This is a genomic window from Rathayibacter iranicus NCPPB 2253 = VKM Ac-1602, from assembly GCF_003149025.1.
In the GTDB taxonomy this organism is placed as follows: Bacteria; Actinomycetota; Actinomycetes; order Actinomycetales; family Microbacteriaceae; genus Rathayibacter; species Rathayibacter iranicus.
This window is the reverse complement of sequence record NZ_QGDV01000011.1, coordinates 75,902-97,432: the sequence shown is the minus strand read 5'-3', so window position 1 is coordinate 97,432 and position 21,531 is coordinate 75,902. Positions and strand designations below refer to the sequence as shown.

The following is a 21,531-nucleotide window of genomic DNA, read 5'->3' as shown; positions in this document are numbered from 1 at the left end:
CGATCGCGTCGCGCTTGTATTCCTCGGTGAAGCTTCGTCGGGTGGAACCCATGAAAGTAGTCTCCTACAGGTCGAGAACCCCAGCAACACACCCCGAGTCCACCAAAACGGGTACGGTCCAGTGCGCGGCGGACGCAGACCGTCGATTACCTCGATGTAGCGGTCCGTTTGGCCGTGCGGGTGCCCGACGTAGACCGTCGTGACCTCTCAGAAACTGTGGGTCACTTCTCATCCCCAGGAGTCTCGCGAATTCGTCAGCGAGATAGAGGCGCGTTGCTGAGAGAGCACATGAGCAGACGGAGCCGACGTTCGCCGCGGCGATGACCAAATTTCTCGTCGAGCTACGCAGGTGCTGGAGCAGGTTGCTCCTGCCGTCCGGGATCTAGCTGCTCAAGGCGCTCCACCTTCCCGTCCGATCGCGCAACTCTCGGGCGTGCGCCAATGTCTGACGTAAAGGGCAAGATGATCTGGTGACATGGAGCGCCCGCAACCCCCTCGACAACGCCACGCTTCGCAAAGCTCGTGGTGCGTTCTTCACGCCGCCGACGATCGCGTCCTTCGTCGCGAAATGGGCTGTTCGCTCGGCTCAAGACGCCGTGCTGGAGCCCTCCGCAGGTGACGCCGAGTTCCTCGTGCACGCCGTCGCCCGTCTACGCGATCTCGGGGCCGTCGAACCGCACGTGCACGGCGTTGAGCTGCACCAGTGGAGCGCCGACGTCGGCGCCGAACGAGTCGCCGATGCAGGCGGCAGCGTGGACATGACCGTCGGCGACTTCTTCGACACCCCGGCGGCCGCCCGTTACTCGGCCGTCATCGGGAACCCTCCCTACATCCGGTTCCAGGACTTCGCCGGCGACTCGCGCGCGAAAGCGCGCGCGGCAGCTCTGCGCGGCGGCGTCGCGCTCTCTGGTCTGGCCTCATCGTGGGCGGCGTTCACTGTGCACGGCGCGCTGAGCCTGCAACCCGGTGGACGCCTCGGCTACGTCCTTCCGGCGGAGCTCCTGCACGCGAATTACGCCGCTCCGGTGCGGCAGTTCCTGTTCGAAAACTTTTCGAGCGTGGACCTCGTGCTGTTCGAGGAGCGGGTGTTCGCAGAGGCGGAGACCGAATCGCTTTTGCTGCTCGCCGATGGCTACGGCGGCTCCACCGACCACGCCCGCGTCCGCCAGGTGAACAACGCTGACGCGCTCACTCCAGACATGCCGGCCGCCGCGACCTGGACCCCTACCGACCCGTCCGCAAAGTGGTCCGGGTCGACGGTGAGCCCGGAAGCCGCCGGCATCTACGCGAAGCTGATCCTCGGGGGCACGTTCACGGCGTTGAAGACCTGGGGTGAGACCACGCTGGGCATGGTCACCGGGAACAACAAGTACTTCGCGCTTAGCCCCGATCGCGTGGCTGAGCTGGGGCTTCTGCCTCGCGAGGTCCTGCGCCTCTCCCCGCCGGGATCGAGCCATCTTCGCGGGCTGGAGTTTTCGGCGCGCGCTCACGCAGACCTGGGACGCGCGGGGAAGCGGACGATGCTGTTCCGCCCGTCCGGGGATCCGTCCGACGCCGCCCGTGCTTACATCGCCCAGGGCGAAGCGGACGCCGTTCACACGGCCTACAAGTGCCGGGTGAGGAAGGACTGGTGGCGAGTACCTCTCGTTGCCAAGGCCGACATGCTGCTGACCTACATGAATGCCGACACTCCGCGCCTGACGACCAATAGTGCCGATGCGCTTCACCTCAACTCCGTTCACGGGGTCTACCTCTCCGCCGAGCACAAGAAGCTCGGCTGCGAGGTACTGCCCGTCGCCGCGCTGAACTCGGTCACGATGCTGGGCGCCGAGTTCACTGGGCGCGCCTACGGCGGGGGCATGTTGAAGATGGAACCCGGCGAAGCCGACCTGTGGGCGCTCCCCTCCCCCGCGGTAGTCGAAGCCGCGAGGGAAGAGTTGCTCGCCATCCGGCCGCAGGTTTCGGGGAAGCTCAGCACCGGAAACGTCGTAGACGCGGCGGACCTCGTGGACAACGTGCTCCTCATCGGCGCGCTCGGCATAAAACGGTCCGACGTCGCAGACATCCGCGCCGCCCGGGCGGCGCTTGCAGGTCGACGGGAAGCGAGGAGCCGACGTGGTAACGGTTGACGACCGGCTGGTGGCCGCGATCCGCTCCTGCGGATCGAAGCCCGGGAATGACGCCCCACAGGCGACCAAGAAAAACTACAACGAGAAGCTTTCCGCGGCAGTCGCCTTGGCGGTCTCGTCCGAGCTGCGTGCGCGCGGCATGGACGGCGCACGACCGATAGGCCCGAATGAGTCGGGTACGAGCGGCGCGGAGCGAAGGCTTGCAGGCGGTATCGGCGCGAAGAAGGTCGACGTCACGTGGGCCACAGAAGAGTCGGGCCTGATCCTCGCCGTCAGTGTCAAAACGATTCTTTTTCGCGACGGCAAGACCCTGAACTTCCAGAAAAATCTCACCAACCGCCGCGCCGACCTCCTCAACGAGGCGGTCACCCTGCATCGTCGCTTTCCTTATGCAGTGCTGGCCGCGCTGCTCATCTTCGACATCGGCGCCGAGAGCGACGGCACCGGGAGACGCCGGTCAACGTTTCTCAACGCCGGCCCTCGACTCCGACTCTTCACTGGCCGTCAGGATCCGGCAGGGCGCGATGAGCAGTACGAGAAGTTCTACGTACTCCTTGCCGACCTGAACGACAGCGCACCGTCGATCCGCGCGTTCGAAGCGAACGACCTCACGACCGAAGTGCCACTGGCGGAAGCATTTGACACTCTCGTCGCTCTGATCGGAGAGCGGAACTTCGATCTGTACGAGGGGCTCGACGGACAGGTCACGAAGGCCTGACCGGATCCGATATGACCTCCGCAGAGGAATGCGTCGATCAGGTCCAATCGCTACACACTTCTCGATGACGCAACCGGCCTCATCAGTACGCGAGCGCTGGCGGATAGACGGCACGTTGACGTGTCCTCATGACTGCTTGCTCGATCGGTTGCGAGATATCTCCCTGGCCCGCGCCCCCGCCCCACCCCTACGTTGGGAAAACGCACTCCGCACCCCACCGAGTTCCGATGGAGGAACCCCATGGCCACAACACCCGTGCTCCGCCGGATCGCGATCGCGTTGATCGCGGTCGTCTCGCTCGGAGCGGCGGGTGCCGCGCCGGCGTCCGCTCTCGACAGGCCCGTCTCCGGATACCTCAAGGACGCCGGGCTCTCGCCCGAGAAGATCCGCGACTTCCTCGGCGGGCCGGTCATCTCCCCCTCCACCTCGGTCGGCTACGGCGGCGCGGTCTCCTCGGTCGACGCCAACGCGAGCCGGGTGGGCCTGGAGGTCCTGAAGCGCGGCGGCAATGCCGCGGACGCCGCGGTCGCGACGGCCGCCGCTCTCGGCGTGACCGAGCCCTACAGCGCCGGGATCGGCGGCGGCGGCTACCTCGTCTACTTCGACAAGGCGACCGGCACGGTGAGCACCATCGACGGACGCGAGACGGCGCCGGCCGGCATCGCCTCGGACGCCTTCATCGATCCGGCGACGGGAGCCCCGTACCCCTTCAGCCCGGACCTCGTGTCCTCGGGCGTCGCGGTCGGCGTCCCCGGCACGGTGGCGACCTGGGATACCGCCATCGACCGCTTCGGCACCCTGCCACTCCCGGCCGTGCTGGCGCCGTCGATCGCGCTCGCGGCGAAGGGCTTCACGGTGGACGAGACCTTCCGCAGCCAGACACTCGAGAATCGCGAGCGGTTCCAAGCGTTCCCGGACACGGCGAAGCTGTTCCTCCCCGGCGGTGACGCGCCGAAGGTGGGCAGCACGTTCCGCAACCTCGATCTTGCGAAAACGCTGACCTTCCTCGCCGCCCACGGACCGAGCGCGTTCTATGAAGGTCCGCTGGCGGCCGAGATCGCCGACACGGTTCAGAACCCGCGGGTCGCCGCCGGATCGGACCTCCCCGCACCGGCCGGCTCACTGACGGCGACCGACCTCGCCGCCTACTCGGTGGTGGAGCAGGCGCCCACCCGCGTCTCCTATCGCGGACTCGACGTCTACGGCATGGCGCCGTCCTCCTCGGGAGGGATCGCGGTGGGCGAGGCGCTGAACATCCTCGAGAACCACGACCTCGGCGCGGAGGACACCGGCAGCGCGCTGCACCTCTACCTCGAGGCGTCCGCTCGCGCCTTCGCCGACCGCGGCGCCTACATCGGCGACCCGGCGTTCACCGACGTGCCCACCGAGACGCTCCTTAGCCAGGAGTTCGCGGACTCGCGGGACTGCACGATCGACCCGACGGTGGCATCCGTCCGTCCGGTCGCGCCGGGCGCTGTCGACGGATCGGGATGCTCGACCGCCCCCACCCCAGAGGAGTCCGACACCGAGAACATCTCGACCACCCACCTCTCCGTTGTCGACAAGTGGGGCAACGCCGCCTCTTACACGCTGACAATCGAGCAAACCGGCGGCTCGGCGATGACCGTCCCCGGGCGAGGCTTCCTCCTGAACAACGAAATGACCGACTTTTCCACGACGTTCGTCGACGGAGACCCGAACCGGATCGAGCCGAGCAAGCGTCCGCGATCATCAATGTCGCCGACGATCGTGCTCGAGGGCGGAGACGTCCGGTTCGTCATCGGCTCACCGGGAGGATCGACGATCATCACGACGGTGCTCCAGACGCTGGTCAACCGCATCGACCTCGGCATGACGCTCCCGGAGGCAGTGGCGGCGCCCCGCGCCTCCCAGCGCAACACCACAGCGACCTCGGCCGAGCCCGAATTCATCGAGGCGTACGCCGACGACCTCGCCCCCTACGCACAGCAGCTCACCCCCTCGGGCAGCACCTCCACCTCTGCCGCTCACATCGGTGCTGTGGCCGCCGTCGAAGTGGACCCTTCGGGCCGCATGACGGCGGTCGCCGAACCCGTCCGGCGCGGCGGCGGCGTCGGACTGGTGGTCGACCCGGAGAAATGACGCCGGTCCGACGACTCCTCCAGCAGCACCGTCGCCGCCCGCGGCCAGGCCCTTTCTGCGACGGAGATGTCGTCTTCGACCACATCGAGACGACTCCAGAACTCTGTCGCCGCGGGGAGCGCGGGCAGGAGCCCGCCGAGGTCAGCTCGGATCACGATCGGCCGCGTGCTTCTCCGATCGTGGCGGCGAAGAGGACTCCGGCTGAACAGACGTCGGAACATCCGCACATCCCCTCCCTCAGCTCTCTGCCCCACCCCTATCGTGGAGCCACTCCCCCACCCATTCTGGGGAGGCAGCACCCCTCATTCGACCCCGGGCACGGGCTCGGGCTCAACCTGAACACGGAGGTTCGAAGATGCCGTTTGTAACCACGGACGATGGCGTAGAGATCTATTACAAAGACTGGGGCAGCCCGGACGCGCAGCCCATCGTGTTCCACCACGGCTGGCCGTTATCCTCCGACGACTGGGATGCGCAGATGCTGTTCTTCCACGCCCACGGCTACCGCGTCATCGCAAGCGACCGCCGCGGTCACGGACGCTCGACCCAGGTGGGCACCGGCCACGACATGGACCACTACGCCAGCGACGTCAACGCCGTCGTCGAGCACCTCGACCTGCGCAACGCCATTCACATCGGGCATTCCACCGGCGGCGGCCAGGTTGCGCGCTACGTCGCGAAGTACGGCCAGCCGCAGGGCCGTGTGGCGAAGGCGGTCCTCGTCTCCGCAGTCCCTCCGCTGATGGTGCAGACGGAGTCGAACCCCGAGGGGACGCCGATGTCGGTCTTCGACGGCTTCCGCGAAGCGCTTGCCGCCAACCGCGCCGAGTTCTTTCAGGCCGTCGCCTCCGGCCCGTTCTACGGCTTCAACCGACCGGACGCGACTGTTTCACAGCCGGTGATCGACAATTGGTGGCGCCAGGGCATGACGGGCGGAGCGCTCGCGCACTACGACGGCATTAAGGCATTCTCCGAGACCGACCAGACCGACGATCTCACGGCCATCACCGTCCCCGTCCTCATCATGCAGGGCGACGACGACCAGGTCGTGCCCTACAAGGACGCCGCGCTGAAGCAGCACGAACTCCTCCAGAACTCCACACTCACAATCTACGAGGGCTACCCACATGGCATGTTGACGGTCCACGCCGACGTCATCAACCCCGATCTCCTGGCCTTCATTCAGGAGTAGCGCGTCGCCGCGCAGGTGCGTCCGGCAATTCCCGACGCACCTGCACACTCCCGGAAACGAGCACGTGTTACGAACACGAGAACTTCTGCTCCTCCATGAGCGGCTGAATAGCCCGAACCGCCACAATTACCCGGTCTTTCGACAGGAGTGAGCATCGTGATGGTTGCGCGCGACGAAATCCGAAAGGTGGATAGCCGACAGGAGAGTGGCGTCAATGACGGCCGTCGTCTCGCCGAGCGCGGACTCGACGTTCGGCTGCTCGTTGTCGTCGACGCCCTTGAGCATCACTTCAACCAACGCGATCGTGTGCTAAACGGTCGACTGATTGACGCCGATCGCCTCAGCAACTAACCTCTCGGTGAGCTTGTGGCGATAGTAGAGGAGGGTGACATGCGGCATTCTTGTAAGCGAGAGCTTGCAGCGGCCGTCCTCGACGCCGATGTCACACGACATCGTTCTCAATTCGTTCGGCGAAGATCGCGTATTGCTTAGCCGTCATTCCCATAGTAGTCTGGGTGCGTACGGGCTGGTTCCTTTGCGAAGAGCGTCTGTCAAAGGTTGCTCTTCAATCACAGCGGATCAGCCGATGTTATCCGTGACCGACACGCGCGAATCCATCTCGATCAATCGGATTTTACATAAGCCTCACTGTAGGCGTTAAGCCAAAAGGGAGAGGGGCAAGTAAAATGAGAGTAGTACTTGATCCAATCACTCAGGTTGAGTGGGTAGTGCCCCCTTTCGCAACTGCCGAGCGCACCCTTTTACGAGCTTCGAACGCCCGAGAAGGAAAGCTTTCGCGCATCGTGATCGGGCCAGATCATGGCACCCCGTATGCCCTATGGATAGATGACGACGCCGTCAGTGATCCTGAAGCTTTCAATATTCCGAAATCTCTTGCAGCAGCGCTGCGCGCCTGGCAGATTGCTTGGAGTACCAAATTTTTGCCTCAGGAACGATGGCTGGATTCAGTGCTGGAAGGGCAGTGGATCGCTGAGGGTCAACGCCTTCAAGCGAAAATAGAAGAACTGTTTTGGGATTCGGCTATTGTCGAACGTGGATTCTAGCGAGGTGGCACATCTCCGCTGATGCACCACCTCGCGTCAGATCAAGAAGGGTAGCAATTCAGGCGTCCCTGAGGGTAGCTTGTGATCAAGCGATCGCTATCATTTGACCAAATGGACAAATTTTTGAAGGTCCAAACGATCTTTCCAGTCTCAGTGTTAACAAAAATGATCTCTGCGACTCCACAGGTCTTTTTCGAGATTGAGTTTACCGCCCTGTAGTCGGGCCATGTAACGGTACTGCCGATAGATGCCGCCATGAGATCATCCCACGATTCAATCCCTTGAGCTTGCGAGTTCCAGCCAGCCTGACGCGCATAATTTAGATCGTTTTGCCACAGCTGCTCCTTACCGTTATTTCCATTTGTTCCTGATCGAATGTGCTTGTAACCATAATTATTCGTTCCGCACTTGAGGCGCACATCTTGGCCGGCGCCATCCCACCAGTGAACATACTCAGCAAACACTGCATTCTCGCTATTGAGGCCAAAGCAGTCTACCCACTGATTAAAGTCAATAAGCTGTGGAATCAGTTTCCTTTTAGAAGCGGTCTGCTTTGTGTTGTGCGGTAACTGGGCAATTGCGGCAGCAATTTTCTCGTCCGGGATAATGGATATTTCTCCATTAATTCGAGTCGCCATTTTCACGTGTGAGTCTATTCCACTCTCGGCTGATGCAAGAGGTGGTAAGCCCGCGGCTACCAGCACGATAGCGGAAACACTGATGATTATTCTGAACCAGTTTTTACCGCGCATCGCTTTCTTTGGAGATTTATCAAAATAAGCGAGTCGTACCCTAAACACGTTCGCACCCTATATGGCAGGGCAATGCCCTGGCAAGACTGCACGTGGCGAAATAGATACAAGTCGGATTTTGTGGGGACACATCGGGGGACATCTCGCGGTAGGTGTGAATCGATTCCAGCGTCGTGCCGCCAGTTTGAGAGCCACATGCAGTGAACATAATTTTGCTTTCTTCCCGCCCTTGCAGAGCGGGGCAGTAGTGCCCACGTCGAGACCACGCCCGCCAGCGACGTCAACGCCGATGTCAGCCTTCGACGGCTTCCGCGAAGCGCTCGCGGGCAACCGCGCCGAGTTCTTTCAGGCCGTCGCCTCCGGCCCGTTCTACGACTTCAACCGGTACCGAAGCCTCACAACCGGTGATCGACAACTGGTGGCGCCAGGGCACGAGGGGCGGAGTGCTCGCGCACGACGAGGGCTACCCACATGGCATGTTGACGGTCCACGCCGACGTCATCAACCCCGATCTCCTGGCATTCGTTCAGGAGTAGCGCGTCGCCGCGCAGGTGCGTCAGGCAATTCCGGACGCACCTGCGCACTCCCGGAAACGAGCACGTGTGCAAATAGAACTACCGGTCCTCGGCCTTAGTCCTTTATCTGCGCGGGCAGGGTTGCCTCGACCAGTCGAACCAATGCGTTCAGGTCGCGCTGTAAGCCCCCGGAAATGTCTCTCCGAAGAAGAGCCGCCCAGAGAAAAGCGATGGGACCTGACACTGTCGCGGAAGCCATCAGCTCCGTGCGCCCGTCCCGCTCGGTAGCCTCGTGTCTGAACACGAGCCGTGCCCCCGGGAGGAGTGTCGTGTCCTCGTAGAGGCGGTCAGGGACTAACGCAGTGACGATAAACTTCGAAGGTGGCCCCTTTTTGGGTCGCAGGACACCGCGTGTCCCGACGTGAAGCGGAGTAGGAGCGTCCATCGAGATCATATTCGAGCTCCACAGAGGGTGGTTGTGAAGGTCAATCCACTGAGCGTAAAACCCAGACGGGTGCGCGCGAGATACCGCTGAAGCTGAAGCGAGGAGAATCATGGCTACCACCATGCGGCATAAGTAAGCAATTGTCAACAATACGCGACAATCGTTGAATTCCTCCTTCTGATTCATCTGTCGCACGAATCGTCGGAAAGATGTTGCCGCTTCGAGAAGCCGCGGGGGTGAACGTGCGACGCATCGCAGCGACCCTCACTGCCGCGGTCGCGCGTCGAGACATACCAAACACGGCATTCTCTCCGTGGGACGATCATCTAATGGATCAGCTTCCCGTACAACGCGTCACCCTCGATTCGCTCAAGCTAGGCGAAGCCAGCTTTGCTACCGTCGAGGTCAGGCGCATCACTATCGCCCCGAACATCCACCCCGGCGCACACTGGCATAACGGGCCTGTGATCGGCATTGTGGAATCCGGGTCGGTTCACTTTCACGTGAAGGGCGAGGAGCCGGTGATCCTTCATGCCGGCGACACGTTCTACGAGCCCGCTGACACGACTATCGTCCGGTTCGACGCCACACACGAGGGCGTCACTTTCGTCGGCTGGTTCCCGCTCTCTGCCGGCACAGACACTGAACTGACAATGGGCGAATTCAGCCGCTCCTCACCTCGGCGCGCGTCTTCGCCGACCGACCCGCAGTAGCCGCCTCCTCTTACCCCACTCGTCTACCCGGCCGGAAGCTCCGCGTAAGCGCGCTTGACGCCGTTGTACCAGTCGAGCGACTTCCGGGGATGCCGCCAGCGGCCTTTCATGTCGTCGCGCGCTTCCGCGTGCGTCTCGTCGCCAGCCTTAACCGCCTCTCGCACGTGCCGGTCCTGAGCCTTGATGATCTCGTCGGCGGTCGCAGCCCGGTGCTCGACCGAGCAGGGTCCGCCTAGATCGCGGCAGGTCATGGTCTTCATCGCGTCCTCATTCCCGCCGTCGCGTCCGCGGCGACTCTCACTCTTTCGACGTTTAAGCGGCGGCGGATGTGACCGTCGACCTCAAGTCGAGGTAAACCCGCGCGTGTCGTCCTCGGCGGGACGCCGAACGACAGAGGCCAGAATGTCCGGCTCGGCACGGAAGACGATGGCCTCGACCACCCCGTGAACCACGGTGAAGTCGAAAGCCACCCGCGCTCGCCCGCGGTGAAACCAGGCCGCGCCCGGACGCCCGTCTACGAGTGCGGGTAGCGCCGCCCGCGCGCTGCCGTCGAAGAAGCCTGCGACCGCCTCCCGGCCCTCGATCCGCTGAGGTGTCCCCGCGGCAATGGCGGCAGCGTCGGCGCTCACACTCGCGCCGGGAGCGAGAAGGGCCAGCAATCGCATCAGATCGCTACCTCGCGCGGCCGCCATGAATGCGTCGACCACGTGCCGATCGGTGACCGGCCCGCCCCGCTGCGCGTCTGCGACCTTGGCGCGCGCTCGAGAGGCGAGCTTGCGTGCCGCGGCCGGAGTGCGACCGAGGATGTCACCGAGAGCGTCGAACTCGAATCCGAACGACTCGTGCAACACCCACGCGACCCGCTCGTTCGGCGTGAGGCGATCGACCACGACGTGCAGAGCCTGACCGACCGCCTCCCGCTGCATAGCCGCGTCCTCCGGGTCGCGCCCGGACGCCTCACCCCAGCCGGTCGAGTCGATCGGCAGTGGGATGCGCGCGCGCAACCGGTCAAGACACAGCCGACTGGTGACCGTCGTCAGCCAGGCACCGACATTCTCGAGCTCCGCCGTGTTCTCGTGCAGGCGCATCCAAACGACCTGCACGACGTCCTCAGCCTCGTGACGGTCATCGAGGATCCGCCCGGCAATACGCACCAGTCGGCCGCGCTCACGCTCGAAGATCTCCGACGACACCACGGGCTCACCCTAGGCCCGCCCCGAGACCCCGATAAGAGAGTGGCCGCATAGAGTTCTGGGATTCCGCCAGGAGGCACACCTCATCGAGAACGACCGAGGCCCGTCGGGAGCGAGTTGGGGAAGCCTGCGGCCGGATCCGGGCTGTACGGATTCTGCTCAAGAAGCATGTTCGGAGTTCTCACCCAGAAGGAAAAATTACTTATCTGCCGCTATTGTCACCAATCGCTCGCTCAAGCGACGCCATCCGGTCCGCGCCTGCCGCCCATTCGTCTCTGCGCGGTCGCGCCTGAACCATCTGGAGGAAGCCGCGCTCGGCGCCAGAGTTCCGCACACCTGGGACGCCGTCGCCTATCTAGCTGGGCGGTCTGCACGACCCAGACCCGACGTGCGGCTCGCGCCACCGATAGGCAGCATCTCCGTGCTCGTGTTCGAGAGAACCACGTTCAACGCGTCGACGAGGCAGGCCAGAGCGCTGCGATCGACGTGGAAGTAACGGCGCCGGACATCGACCTCGGAGCGGGGAGGCTCGACGGTCAGGATGCCGAGCCGTTCGAGAGCGACCAGGTGGTACCGCACGAGCACCTGGCTTACGCCGAGACGCGCGGCCAGCTCGGTGCCGGTGGCTCCGCCTTCTTGGAGGGCGAGCAGAGCGGCGACCTTGACCCGGTTGCCGAGCACATCAATCGCCCGGTCGAGGGCCTCCGTGAGATTGGCGGGGCGCACGTATTCTGACATTGAATCAGTATCACTGAGCTTGCCTCAGTCGGGCACGCAGTATTCATTCAGTTTTCGTGATGGTGCGGCGCCACCACGCGAGAGGGAAGCTCCTCCGCGAGACGTCGGACACCCGGCACGACTCCGCCACCTGCCACGGAAGCTCAGTCACACCGTGAAGTCCTCCGGCCACCCCCTCTCGACCAGCGACCGCCGCACCCGCTCGATATCCCCCTCCGAGGGCAGCTCCGAGGTCACCCCCGCGATCGCCGTGCCAACGTCGGCGCGAGAAGCGGGAGCTTCGGCCAGGCCTGCGGCCACCTCCGCGACCTCCGCGTCACTCAGACGTCGCCGAAGTAGCGCCAGGAGCGGTACGAAATCCTGCTCGGGCAACCCGGCCGGATACCCGGCGCGCAGCCAGCGCACGATGCGCGTGACCACGCCCTCGGGCGGATTCGGCTCGGCGAGTAGGTCCGGACCGGCGAGTGGCCAGCCCGCGCTCGCGAGACGCGCCGAGACTCGCGCGATGTCCTCGGGCAGCGCAGGTCCAAGCAGCAGCTGCTCGATCCGCCGACGCACGACGGCCGGTGACACGACGGTCTCGGCCCGCTCCGACTCCGACAGGAGCCGCGCGACGACCTGCTCGACCTCGTCGGTCGTGAGGCTCCGACGCAGCAGGCCGAGTAGCGGCAGGTAGTCCTGCTCGGGCACCCCGGCCGGATACCCGGCGCGCAGCCAGCCGACGACGCGGGCCACGATCCCCTCCCGCGCCGCGATCGGTTCGGTCGAGGCCACAATCAGCCCTTGGGGACGAACGTCGGGATGACGTGCTCGAAGCTGACCGACTGACCAAGTCCCGTGCCGATGATGATGCTGAGCCCGAGGGCGACGGCCGCCACGACCAGCGCGAAGCAGACCACGCCGATCCCGCGCAGGACCGGAGCGGGCAGGCCGCTCGAGGCATCGGGAGCACCCGCCACCGCGAACGAGCGGACGCCCACGGCGAAGAGCACGGGCAGGCCCGCTCCGAGAAGCACGGCGACAAGCGCTATCTGAGCAGCGGCAGAGAGGAAGAGGGGGAGCACGATGGGGTTCCTTTCGCTCAGACGTCGGCGGTCTCGGACGCGGGGCGAGCCGCGTCCTGCCACTCGTCGTTGACGTTGTGTGCGCCGATGCTGTCTCGGCGCGAGCGGAGGTAGATGGACGACGCGACGGCGACGAGAACCGCGGCCATGAGTAGGCCGCCGGCTGCGCCCGGAACCAGATGTCCGATCCACCACATGACGGCGCCGACGAGAGCCGCTGCCGGAAGCGTAATCACCCAGGCGATGACCATCCGAAGCGCCACTCGCCAGCGCACTTCGGCGCCAGGCCGGCCGACTCCGGAACCGAGGATCGAACCGGTGGCGACGTGGGTGGTCGAGAGCGCGAAGCCGAGATGGCTGGACGCGAGGATCACCGCGGCCGATGAGCTCTCGGCAGCCATGCCCTGCGGAGTGTCGATCTCGACGAGACCCTTGCCGACGGTGCGGATAATCCGCCAGCCGCCAATGTAGGTGCCGAGCGAAATCGCCAGCGCGCAGCTGAGTTTGACCCAGAAGGGGACCGACGCGGTGTCGCTCCAGCCGCCGGCCGCGATCAGCGCCAGCGTGATGACTCCCATCGTCTTCTGCGCGTCGTTAGTGCCGTGCGCGAGCGAGACGAGCGAAGCGCTACCGATCTGACCGATACGGAAGCCGCGGTGCAGGCTCTTCTCGGCAAGGTTCCCGACCACGCGGAACACGAGCCAGGTGCCGATTGCGGCGACCGCTCCGGCGAGCACGGGAGACATCAGCGCAGGCAGGATCACCTTGCCCACCACGCCGTCGAGCTTCGTGCCGTCGCCGGCCCAGTTCACTCCGTTGAGGCCGAGGCCCGCGAGAGCGGAGCCGATCAGGCCGCCGAACAAGGCGTGCGACGAACTCGAGGGTAGGCCGAGCAGCCAGGTCAGGAGGTTCCAGACGATGCCGCCGATGAGGCCGGCCAGCACGATCAGCAGCAGAGCGGATCCGCCGCCCTGAAGCAGCGCGGGATCCGGTGCGCCGGTCGAGTCCTGGATCTTGACCACCGCGTTGGTCACGGTCAGCGCGACCTCGATGCTCAGAAACGCCCCGACAAGGTTGAGCGACGCCGAGAGAGCCACGGCGACCTTGGGCTTCAAGGCACCGGTCGCGATGGAGGTGGCCATCGCGTTTGCCGTGTCATGGAAGCCGTTGGTGAAGTCGAAGGCAAGGGCCGTGACGACGACGAGCGCGAGCAGGATGAAGGGATCCACGGAGTCAGAATGCGCCCGCCTGAGGGAGCGTGCACGGCGTGGCGAGGAGGCTTCACCGAGTGTTCACTTGGCGGGGCACGCCCGCCCGAGTATACTGTGCGGATTCTCAGGCGGGCGGCACTCAGCGGTCGGCGTGCGGCAGCGGCGGGGTGAGGTCGGGTGTCCGCTCAAGATCAGGTGTCTGCTCCGGATCGGCCGTCTGCTCAGGGGCCGCTTCGGGCGCCGGCAGGGGGTGGGGCACGGAGGCGGAGGGGGCAACAGGGTCGGCGTCAATATCCGGGGTCGCGTCGGCGGTCGGCTCCTGCACAGGAGCGCTCGGCAGAGGCGGCGTGAGGTCGACCGGAGCGTCCGGTGCGGCATGTTTCGACGGGGACGGCTGGTTCTCGGCCGCCACGGCCCGCTTCGCAGCCTTCTGCTGCTTGCGCCGGAGCTTCTCGGTCTGCTCGGCCAACAGGCGCGCTTTCTTGCGCAGCTTCTTGCTGGAGTTGCGCACCGCCTCGTGCGCCGCTCGCACCGACTTCTCGGCCTTCTTCAGGGCCTTTTTCGCACGCTTCTGCGCGGCCTTATCCTTCGAGTCTGTGGACTTTTTGTCGCTGCCGGCCATGTCCCGATCCTCCGCTTCGTCGGCCGTATCCGGCCGTCATCGTCCACGGTAGCGACGGATGCTCCCGCGCGGACCGGCTGGCGACGACGGCTCCGGGGCGGTAGGGCGCGGGGCCTGGGAGTCGCGGGCGCGTCCGACCCTCCCCAGGGCCGAGTCGGGCAGTCTGAGAGGCATGGTCTTCCAGCGGAACCCCGGCGATCCCTCTGGCCACAGGGCCCTGCGTCGACCGCTGCGGGGTCCCCAACGCGACAAGTGGATGTGGTGGCGTCTGGGATCTGGAGTGGCTGCCACGGTTGCGGGACTGATCGCGTTGCTCGTCTTCACCGCGAATCGTTGAGGGAGCAGAGGCGCGATGTATCGAGGCGGCACACGCGGCAGCGTGGTGCATCAAAACGGCCACCTGCAATCGAGAGTCGATCGATACCGACAACCACTTGACTCCCTGGCGTTCTCTCAGGCGCGGTCCCCCCGAACACGGGTACTTTGGAGGGTCGCGTGACAGCGGCCCGCCCCCTGCCCCACCCGCCACTCCCACCCCTGAGCGGCGGCTGACCCGGAAACCTCTTCTACATGCACCGATTTGATCGCGCCTCGACTCCGACCCCCACCGGAGCCGAGACCGGCAGCCCGTCTGACCTCCCGACCCGTCGCTCCCTCCGCGAGCAGGAGTCTCGTCGCCGTCCGCACCGCGAGGCCTCGCGCCCGCGCGCCTCTGCCGTCGCCGCGATGACACTGGTGGCCGGGATCGCGATCACGACGACCATGCCCGCGTTTGCCGTCGGCGGCGCCGCCGACTCCGAGATCGCCCGCGACACGGCGAGCGCCGTGGCCGCCGTCCGTCCGCAGAGCTTCGTGGCTGCCGGAGTCGTGCAGCAGAGCGTCACGCGTGACGCGTTCGCCGCGGAGGCGAAGCCCGAGGTGCTGGTACCGACCGCCTCCCTCGACGCGATCACTGCCACCGCCGGCGAGTCGACCGCAGCCGCCGCAGGAGTCTCCGGTGCTTGGGTCTTGCCGATCTCCGGTTATGTCAGCAGCGGATACGGCCCGCGCCCCGACGCCCCCGTTGCCGGCGTGAATCTCTTCCACAAGGGCACCGACCTCGCCGGAGCATGTGGAACTCCAGTCCTCGCCGCGGCAAGTGGCACCGTCGAGGAGGCGTCCTACCAGGGCAGCTACGGCAATTGGATCCTGCTCGACAACGGCGGCGGCATCGAGACCGGCTACGCCCACAACAGCGAGCTGATGGTCTCGGTGGGCGAGACGGTGACCGTGGGCCAGGTCATCGCCCTGCGCGGCTCGACCGGCGCCTCAACCGGCTGCCACCTGCACTTCGAGACCCGCGTCAACGGCGAGCCCGTCGACGCCGAGCCCTTCATGTCCGCCCTCGCCATCCCCCTCGGCTAACCCCCGCCCGCCCCCCTTCCTCCCGAAATCTCGCGAAATGTCGCGAGATAGCTCAGTCCGGACGAGATGTGCTGCCGCGGCGGCCGATCTCGTCCGGACTGAGCTATCTCGTGGCAGACCCGGCGATCGGCGGGCCTTGGTTGGCAGCGGAGGCTGACCACGTGTCCAGGGTTGACCCCCAAGTAGGGCGTAGCGTGGAGCCCAATCGCATGCGGACGCATGGATAAGGACTCGCCGACCGCCCGGCTCCGAGCCCGCCTCTCATCGAGAAGGAGTCGTCATGACCAGTACCCGCTTCACCAACCGCACCGTCCTCATCACCGGGGGCGGCTCCGGACTCGGCCGTGCCACCGCCATCCGCCTCGCCGAAGAGGGCGCAAAGCTCGCCCTCGTCGACATCTCCGAGAAAGGCCTCGCCGCCACGGTCGACCTACTCCCCGAGGGCACCGAGTCGATCACCGTTACCGCCGATGTCTCGAAAGAGGTGGACGTCGACGCCTACGTCGCCCGCACCCTCGAGCGCTTCGGGCGAATCGACGGATTCTTCAACAACGCCGGCATTGAGGGCCGCCAGAACCGCACGGAGGACTTCACGGCCGACGAATTCGATAAGGTCGTCGCGATCAACCTCCGCGGCGTGTTCCTCGGCCTCGAGAAAGTGCTGAAGGTCATGCGCGAACAGGGTGCCGGCATGGTCGTGAACACCGCGAGCGTCGGCGGAATCACTGCGATCGGCAACCAGTCCGGCTACGCGGCCGCTAAGCACGGCGTCGTCGGCCTCACCCGCAATTCCGCTATCGAGTACGGCGAGTTCGGCATCCGCATCAACGCGATCGCCCCCGGCGCCATCTGGACCCCAATGGTCGAGAACTCAATGAAGCAGCTCGACCCCGAGAACCCGCGCAAGGCAGCCGAGGAGTTTATTCAGGTCAACCCGACCAAGCGCTATGGCGAGGCAGCCGAGATCGCCTCCGTCGTCGCCTTCCTCCTCTCGGACGACGCCTCCTACGTGAACGCCACCGTCCTCCCCATCGACGGCGGGCAGTCCATCAAATACTGAGCGGCCTGCCTGAGTGGGAGGGGCCCCGCACTACTGCGCGGCGCCCCTCCCCCGCCGAAGCAGCAACTCTGTCACGACGATCGCGATGGTGCAGTAGCAGCAGACGGGGACACTGAAGACGAGAGCCGTGAGCGCAGTGGTCCCATCGTCGGCGCCGAACCGGTCGGCCGCCACCACGACGACGAGGGCCAAGCCCAGGAGACACAGGACGGACGCAAGCCAGAGCGCAGGCCAGGGCGCTCGTCCGCGTAATGCATAGTAGGGAGCGCCAGCCGTGAGCAGACAGGCGACCGTGATCGACGCCGCGAGAACCAGCGGCCGCACGGCGTCGATCGCCTGCCACCCCGTTCCGTGCGCCGAGAGTAGGAGCAGCACCAGGGTCGCAACGACGGCGATCACCGCGCCGACGGCCACAAGCACACAAGCGACACTGAGAGAAGCGCGTAACCCGGGCGCCATGCTCCTCGTAGGCATCAATACTTCTTGCTTATTGCATATTTATCGAGAGCGCACGCGGTCTCGATCAAGCACATAAACCCTTGATTGTCTCGCTGGGAAACAGTAGTCCATGACTCAGTCCCCGCCGAGTCGCTGAATCGCGCATACATCTCATGGGCTGGCGCAGCACGACGATATCCAACAACCTCAACTATTCCGCTACGACATAATCTCATTCGTTCACCGTAACGGACGGCCCTTCGTGATTCACGTCTCGTATCCCCCGGAGGCACCGCCACCGCGGCACGGGCAGAATGGTGACGGTCCCGCCAGTGGCCGGACCTCGACCGCTACGGAGACATGCATGAACCCCACCGGGAGCTTTCGCGCCGCCCGCGACACCCTCCTGCGGCACCGCACCGATGCGGCGGCCGCACACGAGGCGTTCCAGTGGCCGGACGTCGGACCCTCCTTCAACTGGGCCGTCGACTGGTTCGACGCCATCGCGATCGGCAACGAGCGCACCGCCCTCTGGATCGTGGAGGAGGACGGTTCCGAGCAGCAGTATTCCTTCGACCGGATGCGCTGGCGCTCGGACGAGGTCGCTGCCTGGCTGCACTCGGTCGGCGTCGAGCAGGGCGACCACGTCATGCTCATGCTCGGCAACCGGCTCGAACTCTGGGAGTCAATGCTCGCGATCATGAAGCTGGGCGCGGTCATCCTGCCCACCACGACCCTGCTCTCGCCAACCGACCTGGCCGACCGCCTCGAGCGCGGCGAGGTCGCGCATGTGATCGCGGACGCCGCCGAGACGGCGAAGTTCACCGACGCGGCGGGCTCCTTCGGCCGCATCTGCGTTGGCGGAGCGGTCGATGGCTGGCTCGACTATGACGAGTCGCTCGAGCCGTTCGGAGTGAGCCCGTCGGTCACCGTCGCAAGCACCGACCCGTGCCTCATCTACTTCACGTCCGGCACCACCTCCAAGCCCAAGATGGTCGTGCACACACACGAGTCGTATCCCGTCGGGCACCTCAGCACGATGTACTGGCTCGGCGTCCGCCCTGGCGACGTGCATATGGCGATCAGCTCGCCCGGCTGGGGCAAGCACGCTTGGAGCTGCTTCTTCGCGCCGTGGAATGCCGAGGCGACAGTCTTCGTCTACAACTACAGCCGCTTCTCGCCGTCCGCCCTGCACCGCGAGCTCGACCGCGCCGCGGTCACCACCTTCTGCGCGCCGCCGACGGTGTGGCGGATGCTCATCCAGTCTGAACTCGGCGCGAAGCCGCGCGCGCTCGGCGAGATCTTGTCGGCCGGCGAGCCGCTGAACCCCGCGGTCATCGCGACCGTCGAGCGGGAGTGGGGCCTGAGCATCCGCGACGGCTACGGCCAGACCGAGACGACCGCGATCATCGCGAATCCGCCAGGAGCCCCGATCATGCCCGGCGCGATGGGGCGTGCGCTCCCCGGTATCGCGGTCGCGCTGATCGATCCGCTGACCGGCGAACCTGCCTCCACCGGCGAGATCTGCCTCGACCTCTCCGTCGAACCGGTCAACCTGATGTCTGGCTACCACGGCGACGACGAGCGGACCGAGCGCGCCCGCGTTGACGGCTACTTCCACACGGGGGATGTGGCGGTGCGCGCGACCGATGGGACGATCACCTTTGTGGGGCGCACGGACGACATCTTCAAGTCATCGGACTTTAAGATTTCGCCGTTCGAGGTCGAGAGCGTGCTGCTCCAGCATCCTGCTGTCGCCGAGTCGGCGGTCGTGCCGGCTCCGGATGCGGTACGTCACAGTGTGGTGAAGGCGTACATCGCGCTCGCCGAGGGCTGGGAGCCGACGGCTGCGACCGCTGGTGCGATCTTCGCGCACACCCGCGAACTGCTCTCCTCCTTCGAGCGGGTGCGGCGGATCGAGTTCCACCCACTGCCCAAGACGATCTCGGGCAAGATCCGCCGAGTCGAGCTGCGCGAGCGCGAGGAGGAGGCGTTCCGCCGCGGCGACGAGATTCCGACGGAGTGGCGGGCCGACCGGCTCTAGCCGGGGCGGCTCGCGCGCGGCCGAGACGCCGCGGTGCAGAGCGGAGACGTCACGTCCGGGCCAGTCTCAGCAGAGGGGTGCAGGTGGGAGCAGTACACCACGCCGTCAGCGGCGGACCGCGATCAGCTCGCCATGGTCGCGCGCGCCGGGGATACTACGCCGTGCGGTATGGGTCACGTCGAGGCGCGCCTCCTCGGCCAGCAGACGCAGTGTCTCGAGCGGATGGAACCAGGCCGGCGTGACCGCGTGGGCGAACACCTCCGTCCGCGGTCCCTCGAAGAAGCCGAGCAGGAGGCTTCCACCGGGTCGCAGCCGAGTGCTCAGGGCGGTGATCGCGCCAAGTAGCTCGGCGGGCGCGAGATGGATGAGCGAGTACCAGGCGAGAATCCCGCCGAGCGCATCAAAGTCTGCATCGAGTTCGAGCAGCGATCCAACCCGAAAGGAGGCGTAAGGAAATCGCGTCTGTGCCGAGGCTACGAACTCCGGCACCAGATCGACGCCCTCTACGGCGACACCGCGACAGCGGAGGAACTCCGTCTAGTGCCCAGGACCGCAGCCAACGTCGATGGCCGAGCCGGTGAGGCCGGCGACCCAGCGGGCGATCAGCGCCCGATCGTTTTCTGCGGCCGCCTCGACCGACCCGAGCAGTGCTATGTACTCGCCTGAGCGCGCCGCGTAGGCCTCCCGCACATCGCTCATCCCCCAAGCGTAGCGAGACGTGCCCCGTCCACCCCCAGCACCTCTCGAGAAGCCAAAAGTTGTCGCACTGGGCGTCGAGTGCGACAACTTTTGGACACTCGGGACACGCGGGTGGCGCGTTCTAGGGGGACGTTTGGCGCGAAAAACGGCGGGTTTCGACGGGACCGCGCGCCTGACTCCGAAGCCTTCGCGCCGACCGCTCCACGAGCCTGCGCCAGCCCCGATCATCAAGATGCTCCCGTGCTATTTCCGCCCTGAAGGAGAGCCCCATGGTCCTTGCCGCGTCCGACACGATTCTCCCTACCGCTGCCCTCGTGTTTCCTCTCCTTGTCGGCGCGGCTCTCGTCGCGTCTGGCGCGGGTGCGGCGTTCGTCGTGCTGCGCGATCCCGAACGGCGGACAGTCCTCCAGAGGTCCGCCGTTCTCCGCGCACGCACGGACCTCGCGATCGCGCTCGGCAACGCACGCGCCCAACGCGGACCGGTGCCGCGGATACTGATACTCGCCGCCCTGCGCATCGTCGCCGGTGTGCTGCTCCTGGTGACCGCTGGCCCGGCCTACACGACCGCCGCGATGGTCGCCGTGGCACTCTGCGCGTTCGGTCTCGCGGGGGCACTCCGGGCCTTCGCGAGCACATCTGTGGAACCGGCGCCGAGCCCGGCCGCCGTCGCCGCAGCGGCCGCCCTGCTCGCCTTCGCGACAGCATCCACAGCCCAGGGAATCCTTGGATTCACTGGCATCCCGGCCCAGCTCATGCGCCTCGACCAGCGCGACCTGAACTGGGCGGCGGCTCTCGTCGGTGTGCTCGCAGCGTGCACTCTCCTGCAGTTGGCGCGACGGAACTCAGCGCCCGAACAGGATGCGCGGAGGCACGGATGATACCTCGCCGCGCCGCCCCCGCCACCCTTTCGCGCCTCGTCCTGGACGGCACATACTCGCACGGTCTCTCCGAGCGACGAACCGTCCCCGTGATCACCTTTTGGATGCAGTTTCACAATGCAGGACCCGATGCGCTGCACGATCTCGCGCTGCTCTGTGGCACATTGACTGACGGCTCCGGTGCCGAACTCGAGTACGACGAGGCTCCGGTCACCGTTGCCGGGCGACCCGAGCGGGTAGCCCCGGGAGCGGGTTTCGTGGCCGTCGCGCACTACACGATCGCCGTACTGCGCGCCCCACGGATGCTCCGCCACTCGATCGTGCTGCGGGGCCGCACGGGCGAGGGGCGGGCCTTCACCGATGTCGCCGCACTCGACGTGCACCTCGACCCGCGACGCTCGCCCGGGGTCCGCTTCTCCGCCTCCTCCACAAGACCCCGAGCGTTGAGCTGGCGCTGAAAGGCGGATGCAGACGAATGAAAGCTGCTCAGAATGCTCCTTAATCGGGCAGGCTAGGGTCGTCGCGTCTCCC

25 protein-coding genes are annotated in these 21,531 nt (G+C 65.8%); 12 read left to right on the top strand and 13 right to left on the bottom strand.

Annotation, left to right across the window (positions count from 1 at the left end; translation table 11 throughout):
• The first annotated feature begins 470 nt into the window (after window positions 1–470).
• The 4 genes from B0H03_RS11865 to B0H03_RS11850 all read left to right on the top strand — a co-directional run bounded on the left by B0H03_RS11865 (window position 471) and on the right by B0H03_RS11850 (window position 6,160).
• On the top strand, window positions 471–2,129 hold the full coding sequence (locus B0H03_RS11865; RefSeq protein WP_206612070.1) for an Eco57I restriction-modification methylase domain-containing protein: 1,659 nt from the start codon (window positions 471–473) through the stop codon (window positions 2,127–2,129).
• Window positions 2,116–2,847 (top strand): hypothetical protein, encoded by a 732-nt coding sequence (locus B0H03_RS17115; RefSeq protein ID WP_237399551.1) that lies wholly within the window; start codon window positions 2,116–2,118, stop codon window positions 2,845–2,847. Before B0H03_RS11865 ends, B0H03_RS17115 begins: the two co-directional genes overlap by 14 nt.
• A gap of 240 nt (window positions 2,848–3,087) precedes the next feature.
• Window positions 3,088–4,968, top strand: a complete 1,881-nt coding sequence (gene ggt / locus B0H03_RS11855) for a gamma-glutamyltransferase (RefSeq protein ID WP_104265681.1) — start codon at window positions 3,088–3,090, stop codon at window positions 4,966–4,968.
• A gap of 355 nt (window positions 4,969–5,323) precedes the next feature.
• The gene (locus B0H03_RS11850; RefSeq protein ID WP_104265682.1) at window positions 5,324–6,160 is read left to right on the top strand and encodes an alpha/beta fold hydrolase; all 837 of its coding nucleotides are present in this window, start codon (window positions 5,324–5,326) and stop codon (window positions 6,158–6,160) included.
• A gap of 126 nt (window positions 6,161–6,286) precedes the next feature.
• Here B0H03_RS11850 and B0H03_RS16650 read toward each other — a convergent pair whose 3' ends face one another.
• Both B0H03_RS16650 and B0H03_RS16055 read right to left on the bottom strand, forming a co-directional pair.
• Complete coding sequence (locus B0H03_RS16650) at window positions 6,287–6,445, bottom strand: hypothetical protein (protein ID WP_160487356.1); 159 nt, start codon at window positions 6,443–6,445, stop codon at window positions 6,287–6,289.
• A 24-nt stretch (window positions 6,446–6,469) separates the two neighbouring features.
• A complete protein-coding gene (locus B0H03_RS16055) occupies window positions 6,470–6,613 on the bottom strand; it encodes a transposase family protein (RefSeq protein ID WP_119854497.1) in 144 nt (47 codons plus the stop codon).
• Window positions 6,614–6,846: 233 nt separating this feature from the next.
• Between B0H03_RS16055 and B0H03_RS16260 the strand changes: the two genes are divergently transcribed.
• Window positions 6,847–7,224: a hypothetical protein gene (locus tag B0H03_RS16260; RefSeq protein WP_133248943.1), complete on the top strand. Its 378-nt coding sequence runs from the start codon at window positions 6,847–6,849 to the stop codon at window positions 7,222–7,224.
• 41 nt (window positions 7,225–7,265) lie between these two features.
• Here the strand turns inward: B0H03_RS16260 and B0H03_RS16255 are convergent, their stop codons facing one another.
• Window positions 7,266–8,024, bottom strand: coding sequence for a hypothetical protein (locus B0H03_RS16255; RefSeq protein WP_127844007.1), 759 nt, complete (start codon window positions 8,022–8,024; stop codon window positions 7,266–7,268).
• Between the two features lie 356 nt (window positions 8,025–8,380).
• On the opposite strand from B0H03_RS16255, the gene B0H03_RS17265 reads away from it, so the two are divergent.
• Both B0H03_RS17265 and B0H03_RS11835 read left to right on the top strand, forming a co-directional pair.
• Complete coding sequence (locus B0H03_RS17265; protein WP_258062068.1) at window positions 8,381–8,512, top strand: hypothetical protein; 132 nt, start codon at window positions 8,381–8,383, stop codon at window positions 8,510–8,512.
• A 753-nt stretch (window positions 8,513–9,265) separates the two neighbouring features.
• Window positions 9,266–9,649 carry a cupin domain-containing protein gene (locus B0H03_RS11835; RefSeq protein WP_160487355.1) on the top strand — a complete coding sequence of 128 codons (384 nt, stop codon included), beginning with the start codon at window positions 9,266–9,268 and terminating at the stop codon, window positions 9,647–9,649.
• A gap of 23 nt (window positions 9,650–9,672) precedes the next feature.
• On the opposite strand, the gene B0H03_RS11830 is transcribed toward B0H03_RS11835, so the two are convergent.
• The 7 genes from B0H03_RS11830 to B0H03_RS11800 form a co-directional block, all read right to left on the bottom strand.
• A complete protein-coding gene (locus B0H03_RS11830) occupies window positions 9,673–9,909 on the bottom strand; it encodes a DUF1059 domain-containing protein (protein ID WP_104265685.1) in 237 nt (78 codons plus the stop codon).
• 81 nt (window positions 9,910–9,990) lie between these two features.
• On the bottom strand, window positions 9,991–10,845 hold the full coding sequence (locus B0H03_RS11825; protein ID WP_104354378.1) for a sigma-70 family RNA polymerase sigma factor: 855 nt from the start codon (window positions 10,843–10,845) through the stop codon (window positions 9,991–9,993).
• Between the two features lie 348 nt (window positions 10,846–11,193).
• Window positions 11,194–11,580, bottom strand: coding sequence for an ArsR/SmtB family transcription factor (locus B0H03_RS11820; protein ID WP_104265687.1), 387 nt, complete (start codon window positions 11,578–11,580; stop codon window positions 11,194–11,196).
• A 147-nt stretch (window positions 11,581–11,727) separates the two neighbouring features.
• Window positions 11,728–12,354, bottom strand: a complete 627-nt coding sequence (locus B0H03_RS11815) for a DUF3349 domain-containing protein (protein WP_241560454.1) — start codon at window positions 12,352–12,354, stop codon at window positions 11,728–11,730.
• 2 nt (window positions 12,355–12,356) lie between these two features.
• Window positions 12,357–12,644 (bottom strand): hypothetical protein, encoded by a 288-nt coding sequence (locus tag B0H03_RS11810; RefSeq protein WP_104265688.1) that lies wholly within the window; start codon window positions 12,642–12,644, stop codon window positions 12,357–12,359.
• Window positions 12,645–12,661: 17 nt separating this feature from the next.
• The gene (locus tag B0H03_RS11805) at window positions 12,662–13,873 is read right to left on the bottom strand and encodes an inorganic phosphate transporter (protein WP_104265689.1); all 1,212 of its coding nucleotides are present in this window, start codon (window positions 13,871–13,873) and stop codon (window positions 12,662–12,664) included.
• A gap of 121 nt (window positions 13,874–13,994) precedes the next feature.
• Entirely contained in the window at window positions 13,995–14,477 is a 483-nt protein-coding gene (locus B0H03_RS11800) for a hypothetical protein (RefSeq protein ID WP_104265690.1), read from the bottom strand.
• Window positions 14,478–15,047: 570 nt separating this feature from the next.
• Here B0H03_RS11800 and B0H03_RS11795 point away from each other — a divergent pair.
• Both B0H03_RS11795 and B0H03_RS11790 read left to right on the top strand, forming a co-directional pair.
• Window positions 15,048–15,881: a M23 family metallopeptidase gene (locus tag B0H03_RS11795; RefSeq protein WP_104265691.1), complete on the top strand. Its 834-nt coding sequence runs from the start codon at window positions 15,048–15,050 to the stop codon at window positions 15,879–15,881.
• 280 nt (window positions 15,882–16,161) lie between these two features.
• The gene (locus B0H03_RS11790) at window positions 16,162–16,941 is read left to right on the top strand and encodes a glucose 1-dehydrogenase (protein WP_104265694.1); all 780 of its coding nucleotides are present in this window, start codon (window positions 16,162–16,164) and stop codon (window positions 16,939–16,941) included.
• A 30-nt stretch (window positions 16,942–16,971) separates the two neighbouring features.
• On the opposite strand, the gene B0H03_RS11785 is transcribed toward B0H03_RS11790, so the two are convergent.
• Window positions 16,972–17,415, bottom strand: a complete 444-nt coding sequence (locus B0H03_RS11785; RefSeq protein ID WP_127844008.1) for a hypothetical protein — start codon at window positions 17,413–17,415, stop codon at window positions 16,972–16,974.
• 328 nt (window positions 17,416–17,743) lie between these two features.
• Between B0H03_RS11785 and B0H03_RS11780 the strand changes: the two genes are divergently transcribed.
• The gene (locus B0H03_RS11780; RefSeq protein ID WP_104265696.1) at window positions 17,744–19,423 is read left to right on the top strand and encodes an AMP-binding protein; all 1,680 of its coding nucleotides are present in this window, start codon (window positions 17,744–17,746) and stop codon (window positions 19,421–19,423) included.
• Window positions 19,424–19,528: 105 nt separating this feature from the next.
• Here the strand turns inward: B0H03_RS11780 and B0H03_RS11775 are convergent, their stop codons facing one another.
• A complete protein-coding gene (locus B0H03_RS11775; RefSeq protein ID WP_104265697.1) occupies window positions 19,529–19,912 on the bottom strand; it encodes a class I SAM-dependent methyltransferase in 384 nt (127 codons plus the stop codon).
• 48 nt (window positions 19,913–19,960) lie between these two features.
• Complete coding sequence (locus tag B0H03_RS16645) at window positions 19,961–20,122, bottom strand: hypothetical protein (protein WP_160487354.1); 162 nt, start codon at window positions 20,120–20,122, stop codon at window positions 19,961–19,963.
• A 269-nt stretch (window positions 20,123–20,391) separates the two neighbouring features.
• Here B0H03_RS16645 and B0H03_RS11770 point away from each other — a divergent pair, with 269 nt between their 5' ends.
• Complete coding sequence (locus B0H03_RS11770) at window positions 20,392–21,000, top strand: hypothetical protein (protein WP_104265698.1); 609 nt, start codon at window positions 20,392–20,394, stop codon at window positions 20,998–21,000.
• A complete protein-coding gene (locus B0H03_RS11765) occupies window positions 20,997–21,458 on the top strand; it encodes a hypothetical protein (protein ID WP_104265699.1) in 462 nt (153 codons plus the stop codon). Before B0H03_RS11770 ends, B0H03_RS11765 begins: the two co-directional genes overlap by 4 nt.
• The last annotated feature ends 73 nt before the right edge of the window (window positions 21,459–21,531 follow it).